The 22,129-nt window shown below is 58.7% G+C and carries 13 protein-coding genes and 2 pseudogenes; 5 read left to right on the top strand and 10 right to left on the bottom strand.

The annotated features are described in order from the left end of the window. Positions 1-199, top strand: a pseudogene (locus G6Q29_RS04225) (cytochrome C biogenesis protein CcdA); the annotation flags it as partial. A 95-nt stretch (positions 200-294) separates the two neighbouring features. Then, positions 295-1,052, top strand: a pseudogene (locus G6Q29_RS04220) (ABC transporter ATP-binding protein). Here G6Q29_RS04220 and yegS read toward each other — a convergent pair. The 9 genes from yegS to yegD all read right to left on the bottom strand — a co-directional run bounded on the left by yegS (position 1,037) and on the right by yegD (position 16,170). Continuing rightward, a complete protein-coding gene (gene yegS, locus G6Q29_RS04215; RefSeq protein ID WP_165464625.1) occupies positions 1,037-1,936 on the bottom strand; it encodes a lipid kinase YegS in 900 nt (299 codons plus the stop codon). The pseudogene G6Q29_RS04220 and the gene yegS sit on opposite strands and share 16 nt — an antisense overlap. A gap of 248 nt (positions 1,937-2,184) precedes the next feature. Further along, the gene (gene yegQ, locus G6Q29_RS04210; RefSeq protein ID WP_165464624.1) at positions 2,185-3,546 is read right to left on the bottom strand and encodes a tRNA 5-hydroxyuridine modification protein YegQ; all 1,362 of its coding nucleotides are present in this window, start codon (positions 3,544-3,546) and stop codon (positions 2,185-2,187) included. 167 nt (positions 3,547-3,713) lie between these two features. After that, positions 3,714-4,436 (bottom strand): two-component system response regulator BaeR, encoded by a 723-nt coding sequence (baeR, locus tag G6Q29_RS04205; RefSeq protein ID WP_165464623.1) that lies wholly within the window; start codon positions 4,434-4,436, stop codon positions 3,714-3,716. Then, positions 4,433-5,836, bottom strand: coding sequence for a two-component system sensor histidine kinase BaeS (baeS, locus tag G6Q29_RS04200; RefSeq protein WP_165464622.1), 1,404 nt, complete (start codon positions 5,834-5,836; stop codon positions 4,433-4,435). The genes baeR and baeS overlap by 4 nt, the downstream gene beginning before the upstream one ends. After that, a complete protein-coding gene (locus tag G6Q29_RS04195; RefSeq protein WP_165464621.1) occupies positions 5,833-7,248 on the bottom strand; it encodes an MFS transporter in 1,416 nt (471 codons plus the stop codon). Before G6Q29_RS04195 ends, baeS begins: the two co-directional genes overlap by 4 nt. After that, positions 7,249-10,326, bottom strand: a complete 3,078-nt coding sequence (mdtC, locus tag G6Q29_RS04190) for a multidrug efflux RND transporter permease subunit MdtC (protein WP_165464620.1) — start codon at positions 10,324-10,326, stop codon at positions 7,249-7,251. Next, entirely contained in the window at positions 10,327-13,449 is a 3,123-nt protein-coding gene (locus tag G6Q29_RS04185; protein ID WP_165464619.1) for an MdtB/MuxB family multidrug efflux RND transporter permease subunit, read from the bottom strand. Next, the gene (locus G6Q29_RS04180) at positions 13,449-14,651 is read right to left on the bottom strand and encodes an MdtA/MuxA family multidrug efflux RND transporter periplasmic adaptor subunit (protein WP_165464618.1); all 1,203 of its coding nucleotides are present in this window, start codon (positions 14,649-14,651) and stop codon (positions 13,449-13,451) included. Before G6Q29_RS04180 ends, G6Q29_RS04185 begins: the two co-directional genes overlap by 1 nt. A 166-nt stretch (positions 14,652-14,817) precedes the next feature. After that, positions 14,818-16,170, bottom strand: a complete 1,353-nt coding sequence (gene yegD, locus G6Q29_RS04175) for a molecular chaperone (RefSeq protein WP_165464617.1) — start codon at positions 16,168-16,170, stop codon at positions 14,818-14,820. Positions 16,171-16,300: 130 nt separating this feature from the next. On the opposite strand from yegD, the gene alkA reads away from it, so the two are divergent. After that, positions 16,301-17,173 (top strand): DNA-3-methyladenine glycosylase 2, encoded by an 873-nt coding sequence (alkA, locus tag G6Q29_RS04170; protein WP_165464616.1) that lies wholly within the window; start codon positions 16,301-16,303, stop codon positions 17,171-17,173. On the opposite strand, the gene G6Q29_RS04165 is transcribed toward alkA, so the two are convergent. Continuing rightward, entirely contained in the window at positions 17,138-20,467 is a 3,330-nt protein-coding gene (locus G6Q29_RS04165) for a diguanylate cyclase (protein WP_165464615.1), read from the bottom strand. The two genes, alkA and G6Q29_RS04165, sit on opposite strands and share 36 nt — an antisense overlap. A gap of 341 nt (positions 20,468-20,808) precedes the next feature. Here G6Q29_RS04165 and udk point away from each other — a divergent pair, with 341 nt between their 5' ends. After that, positions 20,809-21,450 (top strand): uridine kinase, encoded by a 642-nt coding sequence (udk, locus tag G6Q29_RS04160; protein WP_000130320.1) that lies wholly within the window; start codon positions 20,809-20,811, stop codon positions 21,448-21,450. A gap of 91 nt (positions 21,451-21,541) precedes the next feature. Beyond that, positions 21,542-22,123 (top strand): dCTP deaminase, encoded by a 582-nt coding sequence (gene dcd, locus G6Q29_RS04155; protein WP_006811250.1) that lies wholly within the window; start codon positions 21,542-21,544, stop codon positions 22,121-22,123. Positions 22,124-22,129 lie beyond the last annotated feature (6 nt).

Raw genomic sequence — 22,129 nt, 5'->3', positions numbered from 1 at the left:
CCTGTCAGCCGGTCTGTCTAACTTCCTTGCGCCGGCGATTGCCGTGGTGCTGCTGCCCTGGTTCAGCACGCTCGGCGTGGTCATCGCCTATACGGTGCTGTATGTCGTGGCCTTCATTTTGTGTCCATTTATTCGGGTTGAACAGCCTGGGTTTGTTCGTCAGGAAGCCTGTAAAGGTGAAACGGTCGGAATTTCGTAATGTCTTCAGGCCATATGATATTGCCCGGACATCGTGCAATTCCTGCAAACGTGACGCCTATCCTGTAATAATGACGCGGCCCTCTACGCCGTGCGATCGGGGTAAAACACCTCAGCCTGACATTTGGCGAGGGCGGGAAGCGTAATCCGGTGCTGGACGATGTGAATATTCGCGTGGCGGATGGGGAGATTTACGGCCCGGTGGGGGAGTCTGGTTCCGGCAAAACCACGGTGCTGAAATGCCTTGCCGGGCTGTTTACCCATTGGGAGGGCGATCTGGCGATTAACGGCAAGCGGCTGGAAAAACGTATCAGCCAGGAGCGCTGCCGCCGGGTGCAGATGGTTTTTCAGGATCGGTACGGCGCGTTCACGCCCTGCCGGATAAGGTTGGGCTGAACGGGGCGTTTCGCGCTCGCTATCCGCACCAGCTTTCCGGCGGGCAGCGCCAGCGCGTGGCAATTGCCAGAGCACTCATTCTGGAGCCGCAGGTACCGCTGCTGGATGAACCGACCTCGGCGCTGGACGTCTGCGTGCAGGCGGAAATCCTCAATCTGCTGGCGTAACTTCAGCGTGAGTCGAACCTGACCTACCTGATGGTCGCCCACATTCTGGGCGTGATTGCCCGTTTGTGTCAGAAGGTGGCGATAATGCAGTCTGGAGAAATTCTTGAAGGCCTGACGGTAGACGAACTGGTGGCCGGGAAAGCGACGACCGACTATACGCGGATGCTGGTCAACGCTTCACAGCAGTATTCCCGCGAGATGACGCGGGAGGTGGCGGCGTATCAGGGTTATGCGGGTTTTAGCCGGGTAAGGCGTAGCCGCCACCCGGCAAACCATCAGCGCAAGAGCTGACAATCCGGCGGTAATCGGCACTGCAAAGCGCCCGGAACAACTTCGATGCGGAATTTCTCTCCGCTCAGCGGTTCGCCATCAAGGTTAAAGGTCATACCGTGTGGGGCGATCACTTCAAACCACGCGGATTTACCGTCGATGATATTGGGGCTCTCCTCTGGCTGCGTCAGCGTCGTAAATAGCGCAGGCAGCAGCCCGTCGCCGGTAAAAATGCGCAGCTGTAGCTGACCGTCATTAATCAAGGCTTCGGGGCAGAGCTGCTGTCCGCCGCCTGCCTGACGCCCGTTGCCGATACCAATCACCAGCGCGTCGCCCTGCCAGTGGAAGTTCTCACCGTGAATTTCACAGCTGTCGGGCTTGAGGGTGTCCATGCGCATCAGGCCGTGAATGAGGTACGAGACGCCGCCCAGCGCGGCTTTCAGCTTCTCCGGCGTTTCGCTGGTGATCCGCGTGCCGAAACCCCCCGTTGCCATGTTGATAAAGCAGGTTTTTTCATTCACCTGCGCAATGTCGACGGCGGTCGCTTTACCGAGGATAGCCAGTTGCAGTGCTTTTCCTAAATCCTCGGGTATACCGGCGCTGGTGGCAAAATCATTGGCGGTACCGAGCGGTAAAATGCCCATCACCGGGCGATGTGCTGTGCTGAGGTCAATCAGCGCGCCAGCGATCTCGTTGATTGTTCCGTCGCCGCCGCCGGAAATGATGGTCTCAGCGCCTAACCTGATGCCTTCGTCGATATAGCGTGCCGCATCGCCTTTTTCAAAGGTCACCCGCACATGAATGCGCGCGCCATCTTCACGCAATTCGGCGATCGCCTGGCGTAACAGATCGTTGCCTGCACTTTTGCCATTGAGAATTAATAAACTGTCTGGATAGGATGCCATCCGGGTTGCTCCCTTTTTTAACTATAGAAAGAGTGTATCCCAGAGAAGGAAAAAGCGGGTAAGAACAGGATGAAAGGCAAAAAATAAGCCCGCGTAAGGGAGATTACGCAGGCTAAGGAGGTGGTTCCTGGTACAGCTAGCATTTATGGGTTATGTTTTTCAGCGGGGGGATAATACCCGTATTGAACGAAGCGGTATGTGATCCGATTCTAAGAATTATCCCAGCGTGAAAAAATCCCGTAGATTGACTATTTGCCGTGTGGATTTCGGGTAGTTTCACCTTCAAAATTACGCATCAGCAGTGCAAACTCCAGCTCCACCTCTTCAGGAACCGGCAGCCAGACCACATGGCCGTCGCCAGGTGCGACCTCAATCGCTTCCCCTTTTTTATTTTCAAGGTGCTCCAGGCGGAAGTTCATGTTGCCCTGCGGCGTCATCAGCTCCAGGCTGTCACCCTTAGTGAATTTGTTTTTTACGGCGACGGCGGCCAGCGGACCTTTACGTTCGCCGGTGAAGTCACCGACAAACTGCTGGCGTTCGGAAATCGAGTAGCCATGCTCGTAGTTCTGGTAGTCGTCGTGGGTGTGACGACGCAGGAAGCCTTCGGTATAGCCGCGATGCGCCAGACCTTCCAGCGTTTCCAGCAGGCTGGTGTCGAACGGTTTACCGGCGGCGGCATCGTCGATGGCTTTGCGATACACCTGTGCGGTACGGGCGCAGTAGTAGTAAGACTTGGTGCGGCCTTCTATCTTCAGGGAATGCACGCCCATCTGGGTCAGACGCTCAACGTGCGCCACGGCGCGCAGATCTTTTGAGTTCATGATGTAGGTACCATGCTCGTCTTCGAAGGCGGTCATGTACTCACCTGGACGTTTGGCTTCTTCGATCATAAACACGCTGTCGGTAGGCGCGCCGATACCCAGCGTTGGCTCAACGTTGGTGACCGGGATCGGCTCGTGTTTGTGCACAATATTCCCGATGTCATCCTCTTTGCCTTCCTGAACGTTATATTCCCAGCGGCAGGCGTTGGTGCAGGTGCCCTGGTTCGGGTCACGCTTGTTGATGTAGCCAGAGAGCAGGCAGCGGCCGGAGTAGGCCATGCACAGCGCGCCGTGAACGAAGATTTCGATCTCCATATCCGGCGCCTGGGTGCGGATCTCTTCGATCTCTTCGAGGGACAGCTCGCGCGAAAGGATGACGCGGGTTAGCCCCATCTGTTTCCAGAATTTGACCGTTGCCCAGTTAACGGCGTTAGCCTGCACCGAGAGGTGAATGTCCATCTCCGGGAAGTTCTCCCGAACCAGCATGATTAAACCCGGGTCCGACATGATCAGCGCGTCCGGCCCCATATCCACCACCGGCTTCAGGTCGCGAATGAACGTTTTCAGCTTGGCGTTGTGCGGCGCGATATTCACCACCACGTAGAATTTTTTGCCCAGGGCATGCGCTTCGTTGATGCCAAGCTGAAGATTCTCGTGGTTGAATTCGTTATTACGCACGCGCAGCGAGTAGCGCGGCTGGCCCGCGTAGACGGCGTCGGCACCATAGGCGAAAGCGTAACGCATATTTTGCAGCGTTCCCGCCGGGGAAAGAAGTTCCGGTTTAAACATGTTTGTTCTCGTTCTGATGACAGGTCAGATCCGCGTGCACCTGGTGCAGCGGTAAGGGGAGATCCCCCACTTTAAGGGCGGGCATTGTAGCGCTGCGGGGAAGAGAGGTAAAGCTTTGCCCCTCACCCTCTCCCCTTTGGGGAGAGGGCTGGGGGAGGGGGGGATATTTAGGCAATCCTGCACGCATCCGCTTCCCAGCGATACCCCACGCCGTACACTGCACGAATAAACGACTGATCGGCGTCCAGCGCCTCCAGCTTGCGGCGCAGGTTTTTGATGTGGCTGTCGATGGTGCGGTCGGTCACCACGCGGTAATCGTCATACAGGTGGTTGAGCAGCTGTTCGCGGGAAAACACTTTCCCCGGCTCGTGGGAGAGCGTTTTCAACAGGCGGAACTCCGCAGGGGTAAGATCCAGCATTTTGCTGCGCCAGCTCGCCTGGAAGCGGCTTTCGTCGACAATCAGCGGGCTTTCGGCGTCCAGCACCTGAAGCTCGCGCTGCGGCTTACAGCGGCGGAGTATGGTTTTCACGCGCGCGACCACCTCCCGCGGGCTGTAAGGCTTACAGATGTAATCGTCGGCGCCAATTTCGAGCCCCAGCAGACGGTCGATCTCTTCGATTTTGGCCGTCACCATCACGATGGGCACATCGGAGAAACGACGAATTTCACGGCACAACGTCAGGCCGTCGGTACCCGGCAGCATCAGATCCAGCAGGATCAGATCCGGCGGCGTCTGGCGCACGTAGGGCAGCACCGGGTCGCCGTGGCTGATAAGCGTTGGCGCATAGCTCGCGGCGCGCAAATAGTCGATCAGCAGTTGCCCCAGTTTAGGCTCGTCTTCCACGATCAAAATGCGCGGTGTGTTGTCGTCAATCGGTAACTCGGTCATGCTTCTCTCGATAAATCCCGTTCCAGAGGTAACTCTACTGTAATGCTTACCCCGCCAAAAGGCGAATGGGCGGCGCGGATGGTGCCGCCGTGGGCTTCCACAATGTTAACGCAAATCGCCAGCCCAAGGCCGGAACCGCCGCTGGCGCGGTTGCGCGATCCTTCGGTGCGATAGAAACGCTCGAACAGTTTTTCCAGCTGCGCATCCTTCACGCCAGGGGCGGAGTCCGCAAAGGTCAGAGCAAAGCGCCCGTTTTCCTGCCTGCCGGAGATATGCAGCGCGCCGCCGCCGTCGGTATAGCGAAGGCTGTTCTCCAGCAGATTATTAAATAGCTGCATCAGGCGATCTCTGTCGCCAAATACCACCGCGCTGTCCGGCAGCGAGAGATTGATTTTCAGGTCACGGCTGGCGAAACGCTCGCGGAACGCGCCGGTCACGACTTCGAGGATATTGATCGCGTCGATCGGGGCTTTCTGGTAGGCAAGAGCGCCTTCGTCGGACATGGAAAGCTGATGCAGATCGTCCACCAGCTTGGTCAGCGTACCGACTTCCGCCTGTAGCGAGGCCACGGACTCGGGGGTGAACTGCCGCACGCCGTCCTGAATCGCCTCCAGCTCGCCGCGCAGTACCGCCAGCGGGGTGCGCAGCTCGTGCGAAATGTCGGCCATAAAGTCGCGGCGCATCTGCTGGTTTTTCTCCAGCGTGCTGGCGAGCTGGTTGAAGTCCTGCGCCAGCTTGCCCAGTTCATCCTGACTGCGGGTGTCCACGCGGGTCGAGAAATCACCCGCCGCCAGCTTGTGGGTGCCTTCCACCAGGCGCTTAACCGGTGCCAGCAGGCCGCGCGCCAGCGGGAAGGTGGCGAGCGCCGCCAGCAGGGTGGAAAGCGCGACAATCAGCCAGCTGGTCTGACGCTGCTGGCGGTCGAAGTTAATGTCGGTGTTGCGCGTCAGCCGCTCGACCGGCGAGGCGATAACCCAGCCTACCGTAGCGCCGTTCGAGGTAATGGCGCGCTTCGTGCCATCCGGCGGTACCGGTGAGCGCGGGCCTACGAGCACGCGCATCTCCTGGTCAATCACCCAGAACTGGGTGCGCCAGCCGTGCGGCGGCATGCCCGGCCCCGGGCGATCGTCATCATTATCGTGCTCCAGCGAGCGCAGAATTTGAAACACAAAGCGGTCATTATTGCGCAGAAAACGCCAGTTACCGTGCAGGCTGTACTGCTCCCCCAGCGCGTCGCTTAATCCCTGTAATCGCTGTTCGTTACCGTGCTTGATGTAATCAATAAAGCCGCGCTCAAAACTGACCCGCACCGCCCAGTGCATGGTAATGAGCAGGACGATACAGGTGGCGAAAATCGCCACAAAAAGCTTACCGGTGATCCCCGGACGCCAGAATTTCATGGTGCACTCCTTTTGCCGCGTCGGAGCACGACGTTTTTGGTCGTATCATTCGGCACTCTGGCAAAGATAAAAGCGGGCAGGGCGATAATGACCGCCATGCTGAGGTAAGTGTATAAAAAGACCTGATGCGCGACGGGGGTGTCGGCGCTGAGATGGTGCTGACCGTACATGCCGAGCAGCAATCCGGCCACCGTGACCCCCACGCTCATGGAGAGCTGCATGATCATCGACAGCAGGCTGTTACCACTGCTTGCCAGCTCGTCCGGCAGATCTTTCAGCGTCAGGGTGTTCATCGACGAGAAGCGCACGGAGTTGATGACCCCCTGGCAGAACAGCGCCAGCGGCAGGATGTAGTACCAGCCCAGCAGCGCCACGGCCATAAACAGCAGGCAGACCAGCGCCAGCCCGAACGTAGCGGCCACCAGCACCCGGCGATAGCCAAAGCGGTTCACTACCTGCACCACAATACGCTTCATCCCCATGCTGCCGAGCACCATCGGGATCATCATTAACCCCGCGTGGAACGGTGAGAAGCCCATCCCAATCTGTAAAAATACCGGCGTCATAAACGGCAACATGCCGCTACCGATGCGTCCGGCAAAGCTGCCGAACAGACCAAGACGGTAGGTGGGATTCCTGAACAGATTCAGGCTGAACAGCGCGCTAGCGTTGCCTCTGGCATGCCACAGATACCAGAGAATCGCAATGATCCCCAGCGCCACCAGCAGGGCGAGCGACAGGGAGGCGATCCCCAGCCCTTTTTGCCCGTCGAGCGCCAGGGTGAGCGTCGCCATGCCGGTCGCCAGCAGGATGAAGCCAACGAAATCAAAGCGCCGGGTCTGCATTTTATAGTTTGGCATCAGCGTCAGAGTGGCGATCGCGCCGATAATGCCGACCGGCAGGTTAATTAAGAAGATCCAGTGCCAGGAGGCATACTCCACCAGAATACCGCCCAGCGCCGGGCCAAGCAGCGGGCCGATCTGACCGGGCAGGGTGACGAAGGTCATCGCCGCCATATACTGCGCGCGCGGAACAATTTTCATCACCGTTAACCGCCCGACGGGCACCATCATCGCGCCGCCGACGCCCTGTAGCACGCGCGCCATCACCAGCTGATCGAGGGTATTGGCTTGGGCGCAAAACAGCGACCCGGAGGTAAACAGCACAATGGCGGTGAAGAAGATGTTTCGCACGCCGACTTTATCCGCCAGCCAGCCGCTGGCAGGCAGCATCACGGCGACCGTCAGCACGTAGGCGACAATCACCATATGCATGTGCAGCGGGCTCTCCCCCAGGCTTTTCGCCATCGAGGGGAGGGCGGTGTTCACGATGGTCGTGTCCAGCGACTGCATAAAGAAGCCGAACGCGACGATCCACAATTGCCAGCGAACGTTACTGGGTAGGTCGGTCATTTACTCGGTCACCGTGGTTCTCTTTTTACGCGAAAAACGCAGCCGCAGTCGGTCAAAGAACAGATAGACTACCGGCGTGGTGTAAAGGGTCAGCAGCTGGCTCATCACCAGACCGCCGACAATCGTGATCCCCAGAGGCTGGCGCAGCTCTGAGCCGTCACCGCCGGACATGACCAGCGGCAGCGCGCCAAAGAGTGCGGCCAGCGTGGTCATCATGATCGGGCGAAAACGCAGCAGACAGGCCTGGAATATCGCCTCGTCCGGCGTCAGGTTGCCGTTACGCTGGGCGTCCAGCGCGAAGTCGACCATCATAATCGCGTTTTTCTTCACAATGCCTATTAACAGCATGATCCCGATGAGCGCGATGAGGCTGAATGGGGCACCAAACAGCTCCAGCGCCAGCAGCGCCCCCACGCCCGCAGAAGGCAGCGTGGAAAGAATGGTCAACGGGTGCACGTAGCTTTCATACAACACGCCCAGCACGATATAGACCGTGGCAATGGCCGCCAGAATTAAAATGACCTGTGAGTTCATGGTGTCCTGGAACACCTGCGCCGTACCGGCAAAGCTGCCGCGCACGGAGGAGGGTACTCCGAGCTGGGTCATGGCACGGTTGATGGCGTCGCTGGCCTCAGACAGCGACGAGCCGGTTGGCAGGTTAAACGACACGGTCGAGGCGGCGGAAAGTCCCTGGTGGTTCACCGACAGCGGCGCGTTCGCCGGCTGCCAGCTGGCGAAGTACGACAGCGGGATCGCCTTGCCGTCATTATTGATCACAAACATCTTGTCCAGCGCGCTGATGTCCTGGGTGTAGCGCGGATCAACCTCCATCACCACCTTGTACTGGTTCATCGGCTGATAAATTGTGGAGACTTCACGCTGGCCGAAGGCGTTGTTAAGCAGGCTATTGGCCGCTTCAACATCGATGCCCAGTCGCGACATGGTTTCACGATCGTAGGTGAGCGCCATCTCCGCGCCGTTGTTCTGGCTGTCGGAGTTCACGTCCGCCAGCTGCGGCAGAGCGGCCAGCGCTTTGCGTATCTTCGGCTCCCACTCGCGCAGGGCGGCTAAATCGTCCGAGAGCAGGGTGTACTGATAGCTGGCGTTAGCCTGTCGTCCGCCGACGCGGATATCCTGAACGGCCATCAAAAACAGATTCGCCCCCGGCTCTTTGGCCAGCTTCACCCGCAGGCGGTCAATGATCTGCTGCGCCGTTTCATGACGTTCATCGCGCGGCTTGAGGGTAATAAACATCATCCCGCTGTTAACGCGCGAGCCGCCGGTAAAGCCGGTCACATTATCCACGGCCGGATCTTCCCGGATGATTTTCATAAAGTCTTGCAGTTTGCCGCGCATCGCCTGGAACGAAATACTCTGGTCCGCCTGAATACCGCCCATCAGCACGCCGGTATCCTGCTCCGGGAAGAAGGTTTTCGGGATGGTGATATACATCCAGACGTTGAGCACGATGGTGCCCATCAGCACCAGCCCGACAATACGCGTGTGGTTCAGTACCCACTTCAGCGATTTGCCATAGCCCGACTGCATCGCCATCAGGACGCGGCCAAAACCTTTCCTGCGCGGCTGCGAGTGCGGTTGGCTGCGCTTCAGCATCCAGCCGCACATCATCGGCGTCAGCGTCAGCGAAATCACCAGTGAGATACCGATGGCAACGGAGAGCGTGACGGCAAATTCGCGCAGCAGTCGCCCCGGCAGGCCGCCCATCAGCAGCAGCGGCAGGAACACTGCCACCAGCGACAGGCTCATGGACAGGACCGTGAAGCCTACTTCGCGTGTCCCCTGAAGCGCCGCCTGGAGCGGCTTCATGCCCGCTTCCAGATGACGCGAAATATTCTCCAGTACCACGATGGCGTCATCCACCACAAACCCGGTGGCAATCGTCAGCGCCATCAGCGACAGGTTGTTAAGGCTAAACCCGCACAGGTACATGGCGGCAAAGGTACCTATCAGCGACACCGGGACCGCCACCGCCGGGATCAGCGTGGCGCGCCCCGAGCGCAGGAACAGGAACACCACCAGGATCACCAGCGCGACGGAGATGATTAGCGTTTGCTCAACCTCTTCAAGCGAGGCGCGGATGGTGGGAGAGCGGTCCTGCGCAATCTGGAGATCGATGGCCGCCGGAATCGTTTCCTGTAGCTCCGGCAGGCGCGCGCGGATGCTGTTCACCGTCTGGATGATGTTGGCTTCCGGCAGCTTGCGGATCATCAGCAAAATTGCGGGCTTGGCATTGGTCATCCCGGCGTTACGCACGTCCTGCACCGAGTCGGTGACGCTGGCGACGTCGCTCAGGCGCACCGCCGCGCCGTTGTTGTAGTGAATAATTAACGGCTGATACTCGGCGGCGGTTTTCAGCTCGTCGTTGGTCTGGATCTGCCAGCGGTGGCTGTTGTCCTCAATCGCGCCCTGCGGCTTACGCACGTTGGCGTTGCTGATGGCGGAACGCACGTCGTCCAGCGACACGCCCTGATTGAACAGCGCCTGCGGGTTCAGCCCCACGCGCACGGCGGGCAGGGAGCTTCCACCGACGTCAACGTCACCCACGCCGTCAATCTGGGCGATGGTTTGCGCCAGCTGCGTGGAGGCAAAATCGTACAGCTCGCCCTGGGAGTAGGTCTCTGACGTGAGCGTCAGGATCATGATCGGCGCGTCGGACGGGTTGGCCTTGCGGTAGGTTGGTCGGCTCGGCATGCCGCTCGGCAGTAGGCTTTGGGCGGCGTTAATCGCGGCCTGCACGTCACGCGCCGCGCCGTTGATATCCCGGTCGAAGTTAAATTCCAGAATGATGCGCGTGCTGCCCAGCGAACTGCTGGAGGTCATCTCGTTAACCCCGGCAATTCGCCCAAGCGATCGTTCGAGCGGGGTCGCCACCGATGATGCCATGGTTTCCGGGGATGCACCTGGCAGCGAGGCGCTGACCATGATCACCGGGAAATCGACCTGCGGCAGCGGGGCCACCGGCAGCAGCCGGAAGCCCAGCACGCCGCACAGGGTGATAGCGACGGAGAGTAAAATCGTCGCCACCGGACGGTAAATGAAGAGGGCAAAAAACTTCACTTAGGCCTCCTCTTCACGTTTCGGGAAGCGGCTTTTCGTCCACAGGGCCAGACGGTCAAACAGCAGGTAGATAACCGGCGTGGTAAACAGCGTCAGCACCTGGCTCACCAGCAGGCCGCCCACCATTCCGATGCCCAGCGGACGGCGCAGTTCGGCCCCCACGCCGGTGCTCAGCATCAGCGGCAGCGCGCCCAGCAGGGCGGCGAGGGTGGTCATCAGGATCGGACGAAAACGCAGCAGACAGGCCTGGTAAATGGCCTCGCGTGGCGCCATCCCTTGCTCGCGCTCGGCGGCCAGCGCAAAGTCGATCATCATGATGGCGTTTTTCTTCACAATGCCGATAAGCAGGATGATGCCGATGATAGCAATCACGTCCAGCTCGCTCCCCGCCAGCATCAGCGCCAGCAGCGCCCCCACGCCCGCCGTCGGCAGGGTGGAGAGGATGGTGATCGGATGGATGAAACTCTCATACAGCACGCCAAGCACGATATACATCGCTACCACCGCCGCGACAATCAGCCAGACGGTGCTGCCCAGCGCGGCCTGGAACGCCAGCGTACTGCCCTGGAACTGGGTCTGAATATCGGACGGGAAGCTAAGTTCTTTCTCCGCGCCCAGAATGGCCTCCACCGCTTCGCCCAGGGAATACCCGTCCGGCACGTTGAACGAAATGGTGGTAGACGGGAACTGATCGAGATGGTTAATCGACAGTGGGGTGTGGCGCTCTTCCACGCTGGCAATGGCGCTAAGTGGCACAATACCGCCGTCTTTGCTGGTCAGACGTACCGCGTCCAGTGCCGCCAGCCCGGGCGTGTTCTCGGTATTATGTTCCAGTACCACGCGATACTGGTTTGCCTGGGTGTAAATGGTGGAGATTAGGCGCTGGCCAAAGGCGTTATACAGGGCGTTATCCACGTCGGACATGGTGATGCCCAGACGGCTGGCGGTGTCGCGGTTGACGTTTACGTACGCCGCCAGCCCTTTATCCTGCCAGTCGCTGCTGACGTCAGAAACCTGCGGCAGTGCTTTCAGCTTATCCACCAGCTGCGGCACCCAGGTGCTCAGCGCCTCAAGCGAGGTGGCCTGGAGCGTAAACTGGTACTGCGTGCGGCTCACCTGTGTATCAATGGTTAAATCCTGGATCGGTTGCAGATACAGCTCAATGCCCGGCACGCGCGCCACCGCGCTTTGCAGGCGCTCAACTACCGCGTTGACGCGATCGTCGCGGTCATCAAGCGGTTTAAGGTTAATTTGCAGGCGCGCGCTGTTGAGCGACGGGTTGGTGCCGTCCACGCCCACGTAGGCAGTCAGGCTTTCCACCGCCGGATCTTTCATGATGATCTCAGACACCTGCTGCTGGCGCTGCGCCATGTTGGCGAAGGAGACCGTCTGCGGCGCCTGAAGCGTGCCCTGAATAATGCCGTTGTCCTGAATCGGGAAGAAGCCTTTCGGAATGAAAATCCACAGCATGACGCTGAGCGCCAGGGTGCCGAGCGCCACGCCGAGCGTCGCCCACGGATGGTTCAGCACTTTCGCCAGCACGCGGCCATAGGCGGCAATAATGCGCTCGAACATCCGCTCGGAGGCGCGCGAGAAGCGGTTTTGCTTGCGCAAGGAGTCGTGGCTCAGCATGCGGGCGCACATCATCGGCGTCAGCGTCAGCGACACCACGGCAGAGATCAGAATGGCGACCGCCAGCGTCACGGCAAACTCGCGGAACAGCCGCCCGACGATATCGCCCATAAACAGCAGCGGGATCAGCACCGCAATCAGCGAGAAGGTCAGCGAGATAATAGTAAAGCCAATCTCTCCGGCCCCTTTCAGCGCGGCGGCCAGCGGCTTTTCGCCTTTCTCGATGTAGCGCGAGATGTTCTCGATTACCACGATGGCGTCGTCCACCACGAATCCGGTGGCGATGGTGAGCGCCATCAGCGTCAGGTTGTTAATCGAAAAGTCGAGGAACACCATCACCGCGAAGGTGCCGACCAGCGAGAGCGGTACGGCGACGGCGGGAATGATGGTTGCCGGGACGTTGCGCAGGAACAGGTAGATGATCATCACCACCAGCGCAATCGCCAGCATCAGCTCAAATTGGGTGTCGGTCACCGACGCGCGAATATTCGTGGTGCGGTCAGAGAGCACTTTCACGCTGACCGATTTTGGCAGGCTTTCCACCAGCTGCGGCAACATGGTGCGAATGCTGTCGGCGGTATCAATGATGTTTGCGCCCGGCTGGCGTTGAACGTTCATGACAATCGCCTGCTGCTTATTGGCCCACGCCCCGAGCCAGCTGTTTTCCGCGCCTTGTTCGACGGTTGCCACGTCACCCAGGCGGATCGGCGCCCCGTTCTGGTAGGCAATAATCAGCTGACGGTACTCCTCGGCGGACTGCATCTGGTCGTTGGCGGAAAGCGTGACCGCGCGGGTGGGGCCGTCCAGCGAACCCTTCGCGGAGTTGACGTTGGCGCTGGTGATAGCGGTGCGAATGGTTTCGCTGGTTAACCCCAGTGCGGCAATGGCCTGGGCATTCAGTTTGACGCGAACGGCGGGGCGTTGACCGCCCGCCAGCGTCACCAGTCCCACGCCGGTCACCTGAGAAATTTTCTGCGCCACGCGGGTTTCGACCATGTCTTCCACCTGGGTCATCGGCATGGCGGAGGAGGTGACGGCAAGCGTCATGATCGGCGGATCGGCCGGGTTGACCTTGCTGTAAACCGGTGGGTTAGGCAGGTCAGACGGCAGCAGGTTGGTTGCGGCGTTAATTGCGGCCTGCACCTCCTGCTCAGCGACGTCCAGCGACAGCGTGAGCTGGAACTGAAGCGTGACGACCGAGGCGCCACCGGAGCTCTGGGAGGACATCTGCTTCAGGCCAGACATCTGGCCAAACTGACGCTCCAGCGGAGCGGTGATGGCGGACGTCACCACGTCCGGACTGGCGCCCGGATAGAGGGTGATAACCTGAATGGTCGGGTAGTCTACTTCCGGCAGCGCCGACACGGGCAGAAAACGGTAGCCAATGATCCCGGCCAGCAGGATTGCCACCATCAACAGGGTCGTGGCAACCGGACGTAAAATAAACAGGCGTGATGGCCCACCTGTAGAGCTCGGCGGCATCACCTGCATCAGGCTTTTGCTCCTGTATTCTGTGCTTCCACCACTTCGACCTGTGCCCCTTCGGTCAGGCGGTCAATACCGTCGGTCACGACGCGGTCGCCTGCGGACAGCCCGGCGCTGATCGCCACCGTCTGGCTGTCCTGGATCCCCGTTTTCACCAGGTGTTTGCTGACCTTGTTTTCGCTGTTCAGCACCCAGACAAAGTTGCCTTCACTGCCCATTTGCAGGGCCGCCGTGGGGATTACCACCGCGTTTTCTTCGGTCGCGACCAGCATGCGCGCATTAACGAACTGATTCGGGAACAGGGCATCGTCCTGATTGTTGAAGCGTGCTTTTAGCTTAATGGTGCCGGTGGTGGTGTCGATCTGGTTATCCAGGCTCAGCAGCGACCCTTCGCTCAGCTTCTGCTTGTTGGTGCGATCCCAGGCTTCAACCACCAGCGCTTTTCCGGCCTTCTGCGCCTGCACCACCGTCGCAATATCGCTCTCCGGCAGGGTAAAAACCAGATCGATAGGGTGCGTCTGGGTGATCACCACGATGCCCGTGGTGTCGCCGCTGGAGATTTGGTTGCCGATATCAACCTGTTTCAGGCCCACACGGCCGTCAATCGGCGCGGTGATCCGGCTCCAGTCGAGCTGGAGCTGGGCGCTGGCAACCGCGGCTTCGTCGGCCTTGAGGGTCCCCTGAGATTCACTGACCAGAGACTGCTGCGTATCCAGCTCCTGACGCGACACGAGGTTGGTTTTTACCAGTTGCTGATAGCGGGCTAAATCCCGGCGGGCATTAGCGAGCGTGGCTTTGTCCTTCGCGAGCTGCCCCTGCGCCTGCGCCAGGGCCACCTTAAACTGGCTTGGATCGATTTCCGCCAGCAGGTCTCCGGCTTTCACCTGCTGACCTTCCTGGAAGTGGATGGCCATCAGCTGACCGTCTACGCGGCTACGCACCGTCACGGTGTTGGCGGCGGTGATGGTACCCAGCCCGGAGAGATAACGAGGCACGGATTTGTTCACCGCCGTTGCCGCCTGCACCGGTGCCAGCGCACCGCCGCGCATACCGTGGCGCCCGCCACCCGTAGGGCGTTGTGAGGGGCTGCTGGCGCCAGCAGGTGCTGTGGAATTTGCGGACTGGCTGTGCCAGTACCAGGCGGCGGCAAGTGCCACCACAATGATGCCGACGGCGATTGCCCAGCGGGATTTGTTACTGCCTGTCATCGTTATACGTTCTCATCCTGAAACTCTTTCGGGGAATGATACTAGTTTAGTCAGGTAACACAGCGGAAAAATGGAGGAAATATGGAAGACTGTCGGGAATTGTCTGAGTGTGGCGCCGCGGTTTTCACCCTCCCCCCGTGGGAGAGGGCACCAGACCGCACCCACGCTAGCTAAACACCACCTGCGCCCAGCGGGCCAGACCTGCCGTAACGGATCCAAAGTCATCGCCGCCGGCAATCGGGATCCCCGGCAGCTGTTCCGCCAGCGCTTTCTTGAGAAGCGGTGAACGGGCGCTACCGCCGGTCAGGTAAATCACGTCCGGTCTCTCTTTGCCGTTCGCCAGCGCCAGCTGTACCTGCTCCAGAATGCGCTGTAGCGGCTGGGCCAGCGCAACTTCCAGCCCCTCCTGCGTGATAGCCGTAGTCAGACAGTCACTGATAAATGGCAGCGAAACCGCATGCTCAGGACGATCGGAAAGGGCAATTTTACTCTCTTCGGCGGTGCGCACGACCCGGTAGCTCAGGCGCTGACGCCACACCTTATACAGTAGCGCGACCTTCTCTGCATCCTGCGCATCGCGCACCAGATCGTTGAGGAAACGGCCATTCGCGGTGCTGTAAAAATCACTCTGTGCCGGGACGTCGTTGATGGCAATCGCGTTCCACCACGGCAGGATCGGCAGGGCGATGCCTTTCTCGGTCTGTCCGCCCATGCCGAGCAGCGGCATCAGGCTCTTGAAGGCCAGGGCAATATCCAGATCGTTACCACCTACGCGGCAGCCGCTGTGCCCCAGCAGACTGTTTTCACGATCGCGACGGTGATGCCACTGCGGACCCATCAGCAGCAAAGAACAGTCCGTCGTACCGCCGCCGATGTCCACCACCAGCACCCGTTTCTCTTCCGTCAGCGTGGCTTCAAAATCCAGCCCCGCCGCAACCGGCTCGTACTGAAACACTACGTCACGGAAGCCTGCGCGGTGCGCTGCACGTTCGAGGATCCCCTGCGCCTGCTGGTTGGCTTCGTCGCCGCCCAGCCCCTGGAAGTTGATCGGACGGCCAATCACCGCCTGGGTGATGGCATCCGGCACCTGGGACTGCGCCTGATTGCGGATGTGCAGCATCATCGCGCAGACCAGGTCTTCAAACATTGCCACCTGCTGCGGCTTCAGGCCGCTGGCGCCGAGGAAGGATTTCGGCGATTTAACAAAGTAGACCTCTTCCGGGTCTTCAATGTACTGCCCGAGGGAAGAGAGGCCGAACTGCACGCTGGACGGGGTAACGTCGATATCTTCCTCGCGGTTAAAGCTGACCGCACGGCGCAGCAGCGCCTGGGTCTCCGCCGCGGTGGCCGGAACCTGATGGTGGCGGAACAGCCACTCGCTCACCGCTTCACGCGTGGGCGCACAGAGCATTGACGGCAGCAGCGTACTGCCGTTTTCCATTTCAAGGAGCTGCGGTTGTCCATGTTGCATTATCGCAACCGAGCAGTTTGCGGTGCCGTAGTCGAATCCAATAAACACAATAAATCCCCATGCCGGTGAGAAGGGGCGAGACTTTAGCGAAATGTCTGCCAGGCGACAACAGGAATATGAAAGCAAGGCGCAACGCAATCTTTCGGTTTATGCTGAGGTAAATACAAAAGGAGAGACGATGTATACCCTGAACTGGCAACCGCCCTACGACTGGACGTGGATGTTTGGCTTTCTTGCCGCGCGTGCGGTCACGGGGGTTGAGACCGTTACGGAGGATTACTACGAGCGCAGTTTTGCCTGTGCCGGGCATCGGGGCATTTTTCGCATCACACCAAACAGCGCAACCCATACGCTGGCGGTGTCGCTCAGCCCTGGCCTGATCCCCGTGGCGGATATCTGCCTGGACCGCATCGCCCGCCTGTTTGACCTTGATTGCGATCCGCTGCACATTGCGCAGACTTTGGGCGAGCTCGCCGCGGCGCGGCCGGGGTTACGTTTGCCAGGCGCGATGGATACGTACGAACAGGGCGTACGCGCCATTCTCGGACAGCTGGTAAGCGTGGCGATGGCGGCTAAACTGGCGTCACGGGTGGTGGCGCTGTGCGGTGAACCCATCCAGGACGCGCCGGGCTACCTCTGCTTTCCTCCGCCAGAGGTACTGGCCGCGGCGGATCCGCTGGCGTTGAAAGCCCTCGGGATGCCGCTCAAGCGTGCGGAGTCGTTGATTCACCTGGCGCAGTCGGTAGTGGATGGTGAATTCCCGCTGTTCCCGCCTGCGAACGTTGAGGCCGGAATGAAGGCGCTACAGCAGCGCCCCGGCATAGGGCGCTGGACCGCCAATTACCTGGCCCTGCGCGGCTGGCAGGCGAAGGATGTTTTTCTGCCGGATGATTATCTGATTAAGCAGCGCTTTGCCGGTATGACGCCCGCGCAAATCCGTCGCTATGCGGAGCGCTGGCAGCCGTGGCGCTCCTATGCGTTATTGCATATCTGGTACACCGACGGCTGGTCGCCGTCAGTTGATGGCGAAATAGCTGGTATTGAGCAGTAGATCCAGCGGCTGCGCTTCCCCAATGGTATCGCCGTAAATAAAGTCAACGCCGATGCCCGACAGCGTATCCATCATGATCGACTGATGGCATGGGCCGGCAATGGTTTTAATACCCAGACGCTGGGCGTGGCCCTGAATGATGGTCACCATCATCTCGTCCATCAAATTGCCGTGGACGTTGGTCACCACGTCTGCATCCAGCAGCAGATAATCAGCTGTGTTGGCGCTGAGCTGGCTGAAGACGTTCATATCGCGTCCGACGCGGGTCAACACCACGCGACAGCCGGCATGACGAAGCTTTTGCAGACCCTGCTGCACGTTTTCATCGTTATTACTCAACACATCGACGGCGATCGCCAGATGCAGCAGACGTGCCGGCAGTGGACCTTTGGTAATGAGATCGAGCAGTTCATCCACCAGCGTGACGCTGGCTAAACCCGCTTCTGAGAGCGGCAGCGCGACGCCCATCCCTTTCGCCGCCACCTGTCTGGCATAGGAGCGGAAAAACTCGCTGAAAATACGCCGGTCAAGGGCGTGCAGCAGCTCCGCTTCCGCCAGCCCGGCGCGGAAGGCATGCTCTTCCAGCACTTCCCCCTGGCTGGTCCACAGCCGCAGAGAAATCAGCCAGAAGCTACTGCTCTCGGGGATCCGCGGTGAGGCGACGCTGCGGGCAATCATCAGCAGATGATTATCTTTAATCATGTGCCACTGTTCATCCAGTGACATCATGCTGCGCGTGCTGTGGATCCGCTCCTGCTGGGGTTCATAGACGGTTACCACGCCGCGCCCGCTGTTTTTCGAAGCGTAACAGGCGATATCGGCCTGAGACATCACTTCCGCAGCCTGATAATTGGTGTCGTCAATCAGCGTGATACCTGCGCTGGCGCCAATGCGGTGCAGGCGTCCTTCCCAGGAAAAATGATAGTTATTGATGGCGTCGATCAGCCTGCCCGCAATATAGCGTGCGCTTTCGACGTTGCAGTCCGGCAGCAGCAGGCCAAACTCGTCGCCACCCAGACGCGCCAGCACGTCGCTGGAGCGCAGCATGGTCAGCATTAAAGAAGAAAGCTCGCGCAGGAGAGCATCACCCGCCGCGTGGCCTGCCGTATCGTTGACCGCCTTAAAACGATCAAGATCGATAAAGACCAGCGCGTGACGCTGATGGGTCTCCTGTACCGTCTGCAACAGACGCTTCAGATGATTTTCAAAGCTGACGCGGTTCGCCAGATGAGTTAGGGCGTCATGGGAGGCGCTGTAGCTTAGCTGGCGCAGCATTTTGCGCGATTCGGTCACGTCCTGTATTACCAGCACCGAGCCGATGGTGTGCCCTTCCAGGGTACTGAGCGAGGTAATGCTGTAATGAATGTCGAAACTGCCGCCATTCCGGCAGTTGAGCACCACATCCTGTTCAATATCGGTACGGGACATATCGCCGCTGTGGATGTTTTCCATTAACGGACCGTTCTCGCCGAAGGTAATGTGCAGCACCTTCAGGACGGGCTGACCCAGCGCTTCGCTTTGCGACCAGCCGCTCATCTTCTCGGCGACCGGATTCATAAAGGTGATGTTCATGTCGATATCGGTACACAACACCGCTTCGCCGATGGAGTCGAGGGTGATATGCAGACGCTCTTTTTCCTGGAACAGCGCCTCGTTCAGCTGCTTCACCTCGGTCATGTCCATGTTGATCCCTAACAGCCGTTCCACTTCGCCCTGTTTGTTCAGCACCCGGTTCGCTAACGAACGAATGTGGCGAATGCCATCCTTGACGCGAATGCGAAATTCCAGCTTGAAAGGCACCCTGGCCTGGAGTGACTCTTGCAGCACCTGTTCGGCATGCGTGCGATCTTCAGGCACGATGGCGTCATGCCAGAGTTGCCAGGTGGGTTTAATGTGCGGGGGGATCTCGTACAGTTCAAACATCCGTTTATCCCAGCTGATTACGTTCGGCTCGAGATCCCACTCCCAAATCCCAATGCCGCCGGCTTCGTTTGCGAGGGTGATACGTTCCATCAGGCGCTTATTGACCCACTCGGTATGTTTCAGATCGTTGATGTCTTCAATCTGCGCAATAAAGTAGAGCGGTGTACCGTCGGCATGACGGACCACGGAGACGGCCAGCAGCGCCCAGACCACCTCGCCGCTGCGGGTGTAGTAGCGTTTTTCGAGGCTGTAGTTGTTGATCTCCCCATGCATGAGCTGTTCCATCTGTTCCAGGTCGGTATTTAAATCCTCCGGCCAGGTTAACTGCTGGAACGTGAGTGACTGAAGCTCGGACTGGCTGTAACCGAGGAAATTGCACAGCGCCTTGTTGGCCTGAAGCCACTGGCCCTCAGTGCCCACCAGCGCCATACCTATCGCGGAATATTCCATCGCATTACGAAAACGTTCTTCGCTTTCCGTGATGTGTTTACGCTCGGCCCGGAAGGCATACATCACCATCGTCATAATGTTGGCGGGTAACAGCATCATCAGGAAGGGGAGCCACGGCGCGTTAAAGGTGACGATCATGCTGGAGGGCGTCATGGAGGCCGGGTTTCGCGCCATCATCAGGGACACCATCATGATGGTGGATAAAAATACCAGGAACGCCTCCATACGCGGCAGGCGTACCGCGCTCCACATCAGCAGAACGATGATGCAGGTGAATGGCCACGGCAGCCAGGCGATTGCCGTCCAGCTCAGGACCAGCGTAATAACTAGCGTCACCAGCGATTCCAGCAACAGTTTTGGGTTGCGGTGTCGCAGCAGGTAGTGCGGTTTAAACAACAGGCCTAACGGCACCAGCGCCAGTGCGCCAATGGATTCTGAAAGTACCCAAAAAATAAAATTACGCAGCGGCTCTGCGCTCGGCACCAGAAAATGAACCAGAACGCCCCCCACCAGCGGCGGCACCAGGGCACTCCCGATGGCAAGCCGGATCCAGTCGTTGAGGTTTTGCAGCGGGTTATACCAGGGAAGCAACTTGCGCAACAACACAGCCCCAATACCGGCCTCAATAATATTGATTGTGGTGTAGGTCAGGCTGATCGCGTCCCATGAGAAAAGCAGCCACGAGGCAAAAATATTGCCAAAGGAGCAGGCAAGCGCAATGCCGGGCCACATTTTTCCCGCGTGGCGGTAAAACGCCACCATCATTATTGAGGTTGGGAACCACAGTGGCGCGAGCAGCGTACCGAAGCGAGTCAGCTCAAGGGAAAATAGGGTGAAGATGAACGTGACCAGACCCAGACAGACAAGCCGCAGTAAAGGATGTGGGGTAGTAACCAAAACCCGCTGGTATTGTTTATTCATTACCGCTCTATCCAGGAACGCCATGTTGTCAGGAACCAGGTCCGGACGCGTAAATTCATAATTTGGTTTATGCTAGTACAAACATTTTACAATTCATATGCTGAGTGCTCAGATTTTGACTTCATAGACTTATAAAATAGTTACTCTGCGAAGAAAGGCGATGAAATGGCGAAAAACCGCGCGTAAAAATTTCGCTAAAGGCGTGAAACGGCGCTTTTCAGCCCGCCTCGCATAACCTGCGCATTCGACTGGTATCACGTCTCCGAAATCCCTATAATTGCCGCGTTTGACGCTCCGGCGTCGTCCTTCCTTACATCCAGGTTAATCAGGTCGCTAAATTTATGACTGATAAGTCTCATCAGTGCGTCATCATAGGCATTGCCGGCGCATCGGCTTCAGGTAAAAGTCTTATTGCCAGTACGCTTTATCGCGAACTGCGTGAACAAGTGGGTGATGAGCATATCGGTGTTATTCCCGAAGATAGCTATTACAAAGATCAATCCCATCTTTCGATGGAAGAGCGCGTAAAAACCAACTACGACCACCCCAGTGCGATGGATCACAGCCTGCTGTTCCAGCATCTGGAAGCGCTGAAGCGCGGCGAGGCGATTGAACTGCCCGTCTACAGCTATGTGGAACATACCCGCACCCAGGAAACGATCCGCATCGAGCCTAAGAAGGTGATCATCCTTGAAGGGATTTTGCTGCTCACCGACGCTCGTCTGCGCGAATCAATGAACTTCTCGATTTTCGTCGATACCCCGCTGGATATCTGCCTGATGCGTCGTATCAAACGCGACGTTAACGAACGCGGCCGCTCCATGGATTCCGTGATGGCGCAATATCAGAAAACCGTGCGTCCGATGTTCCTGCAATTTATTGAACCTTCAAAACAATACGCCGATATTATCGTGCCGCGCGGCGGTAAAAACCGTATTGCCATTGATATCTTAAAAGCGAAAATCAGTCAGTTTTTTGAATAAGCCGTGTGAATTGTGTACCGTTCAGAGATAACCTGGTTTTGCCCTGACGCTGTAAGGCTTCAGGGCGCGATGCACGAAAGGAGAAAGTGCCATGCGTCTTTGTGACCGCGATATAGAAGCCTGGCTGGATGAAGGCCGCCTGTCTATCACCCCGCGTCCACCGGTTGAGCGTATTAACGGCGTGACCGTCGATGTGCGTCTGGGGAACAAATTCCGCACCTTCAGCGGCCACACGGCACCGTTTATCGACCTCAGCGGACCGAAAGACGAAGTCAGCGCAGCGCTGGATCGCGTCATGAGCGACGAAATCGTCATCGAAGAAGGAGAGGCGTTTTATCTCCATCCTGGCGAACTGGCGCTGGCGGTGACCTTTGAATCCGTCACGCTGCCTGCGGATCTGGTCGGCTGGCTTGACGGACGCTCTTCCCTGGCGCGTCTGGGTCTTATGGTGCACGTCACCGCGCACCGTATCGATCCGGGCTGGTCTGGCCGTATTGTGCTGGAGTTCTTCAACGCCGGTAAACTGCCGCTGGCGCTTCGACCGGGAATGATGATTGGTGCGTTGAGCTTCGAGCCGCTGACCGGCCCGGCAGACCGTCCTTATAACCGCCGTCAGGACGCAAAATATCGCGACCAGCAGGGTGCGGTTGCCAGTCGTATCGATAAAGACTGATCTGTG

The organism is Enterobacter cloacae, assembly GCF_011078175.1.
GTDB classification, from domain to species: Bacteria; Pseudomonadota; Gammaproteobacteria; order Enterobacterales; family Enterobacteriaceae; genus Enterobacter; species Enterobacter cloacae_Q.
This window is presented reverse-complemented; position numbering and strand designations above follow the sequence as displayed.

Excerpts from the sequence above, each read along its gene's own strand:
- udk (WP_000130320.1), top strand. The coding sequence starts at position 20,809 with ATGACTGATAAGTCTCATCAGTGCGTCATCATAGGCATTGCCGGCGCA.
- baeR (WP_165464623.1), bottom strand. The coding sequence starts at position 4,436 with ATGACCGAGTTACCGATTGACGACAACACACCGCGCATTTTGATCGTG.
- yegQ (WP_165464624.1), bottom strand. The coding sequence starts at position 3,546 with ATGTTTAAACCGGAACTTCTTTCCCCGGCGGGAACGCTGCAAAATATG.
- alkA (WP_165464616.1), top strand. The coding sequence starts at position 16,301 with ATGTATACCCTGAACTGGCAACCGCCCTACGACTGGACGTGGATGTTT.
- yegS (WP_165464625.1), bottom strand. The coding sequence starts at position 1,936 with ATGGCATCCTATCCAGACAGTTTATTAATTCTCAATGGCAAAAGTGCA.
- G6Q29_RS04185 (WP_165464619.1), bottom strand. The coding sequence starts at position 13,449 with ATGCAGGTGATGCCGCCGAGCTCTACAGGTGGGCCATCACGCCTGTTT.
- G6Q29_RS04195 (WP_165464621.1), bottom strand. The coding sequence starts at position 7,248 with ATGACCGACCTACCCAGTAACGTTCGCTGGCAATTGTGGATCGTCGCG.
- baeS (WP_165464622.1), bottom strand. The coding sequence starts at position 5,836 with ATGAAATTCTGGCGTCCGGGGATCACCGGTAAGCTTTTTGTGGCGATT.
- G6Q29_RS04165 (WP_165464615.1), bottom strand. The coding sequence starts at position 20,467 with ATGAATAAACAATACCAGCGGGTTTTGGTTACTACCCCACATCCTTTA.
- dcd (WP_006811250.1), top strand. The coding sequence starts at position 21,542 with ATGCGTCTTTGTGACCGCGATATAGAAGCCTGGCTGGATGAAGGCCGC.
- G6Q29_RS04180 (WP_165464618.1), bottom strand. The coding sequence starts at position 14,651 with ATGACAGGCAGTAACAAATCCCGCTGGGCAATCGCCGTCGGCATCATT.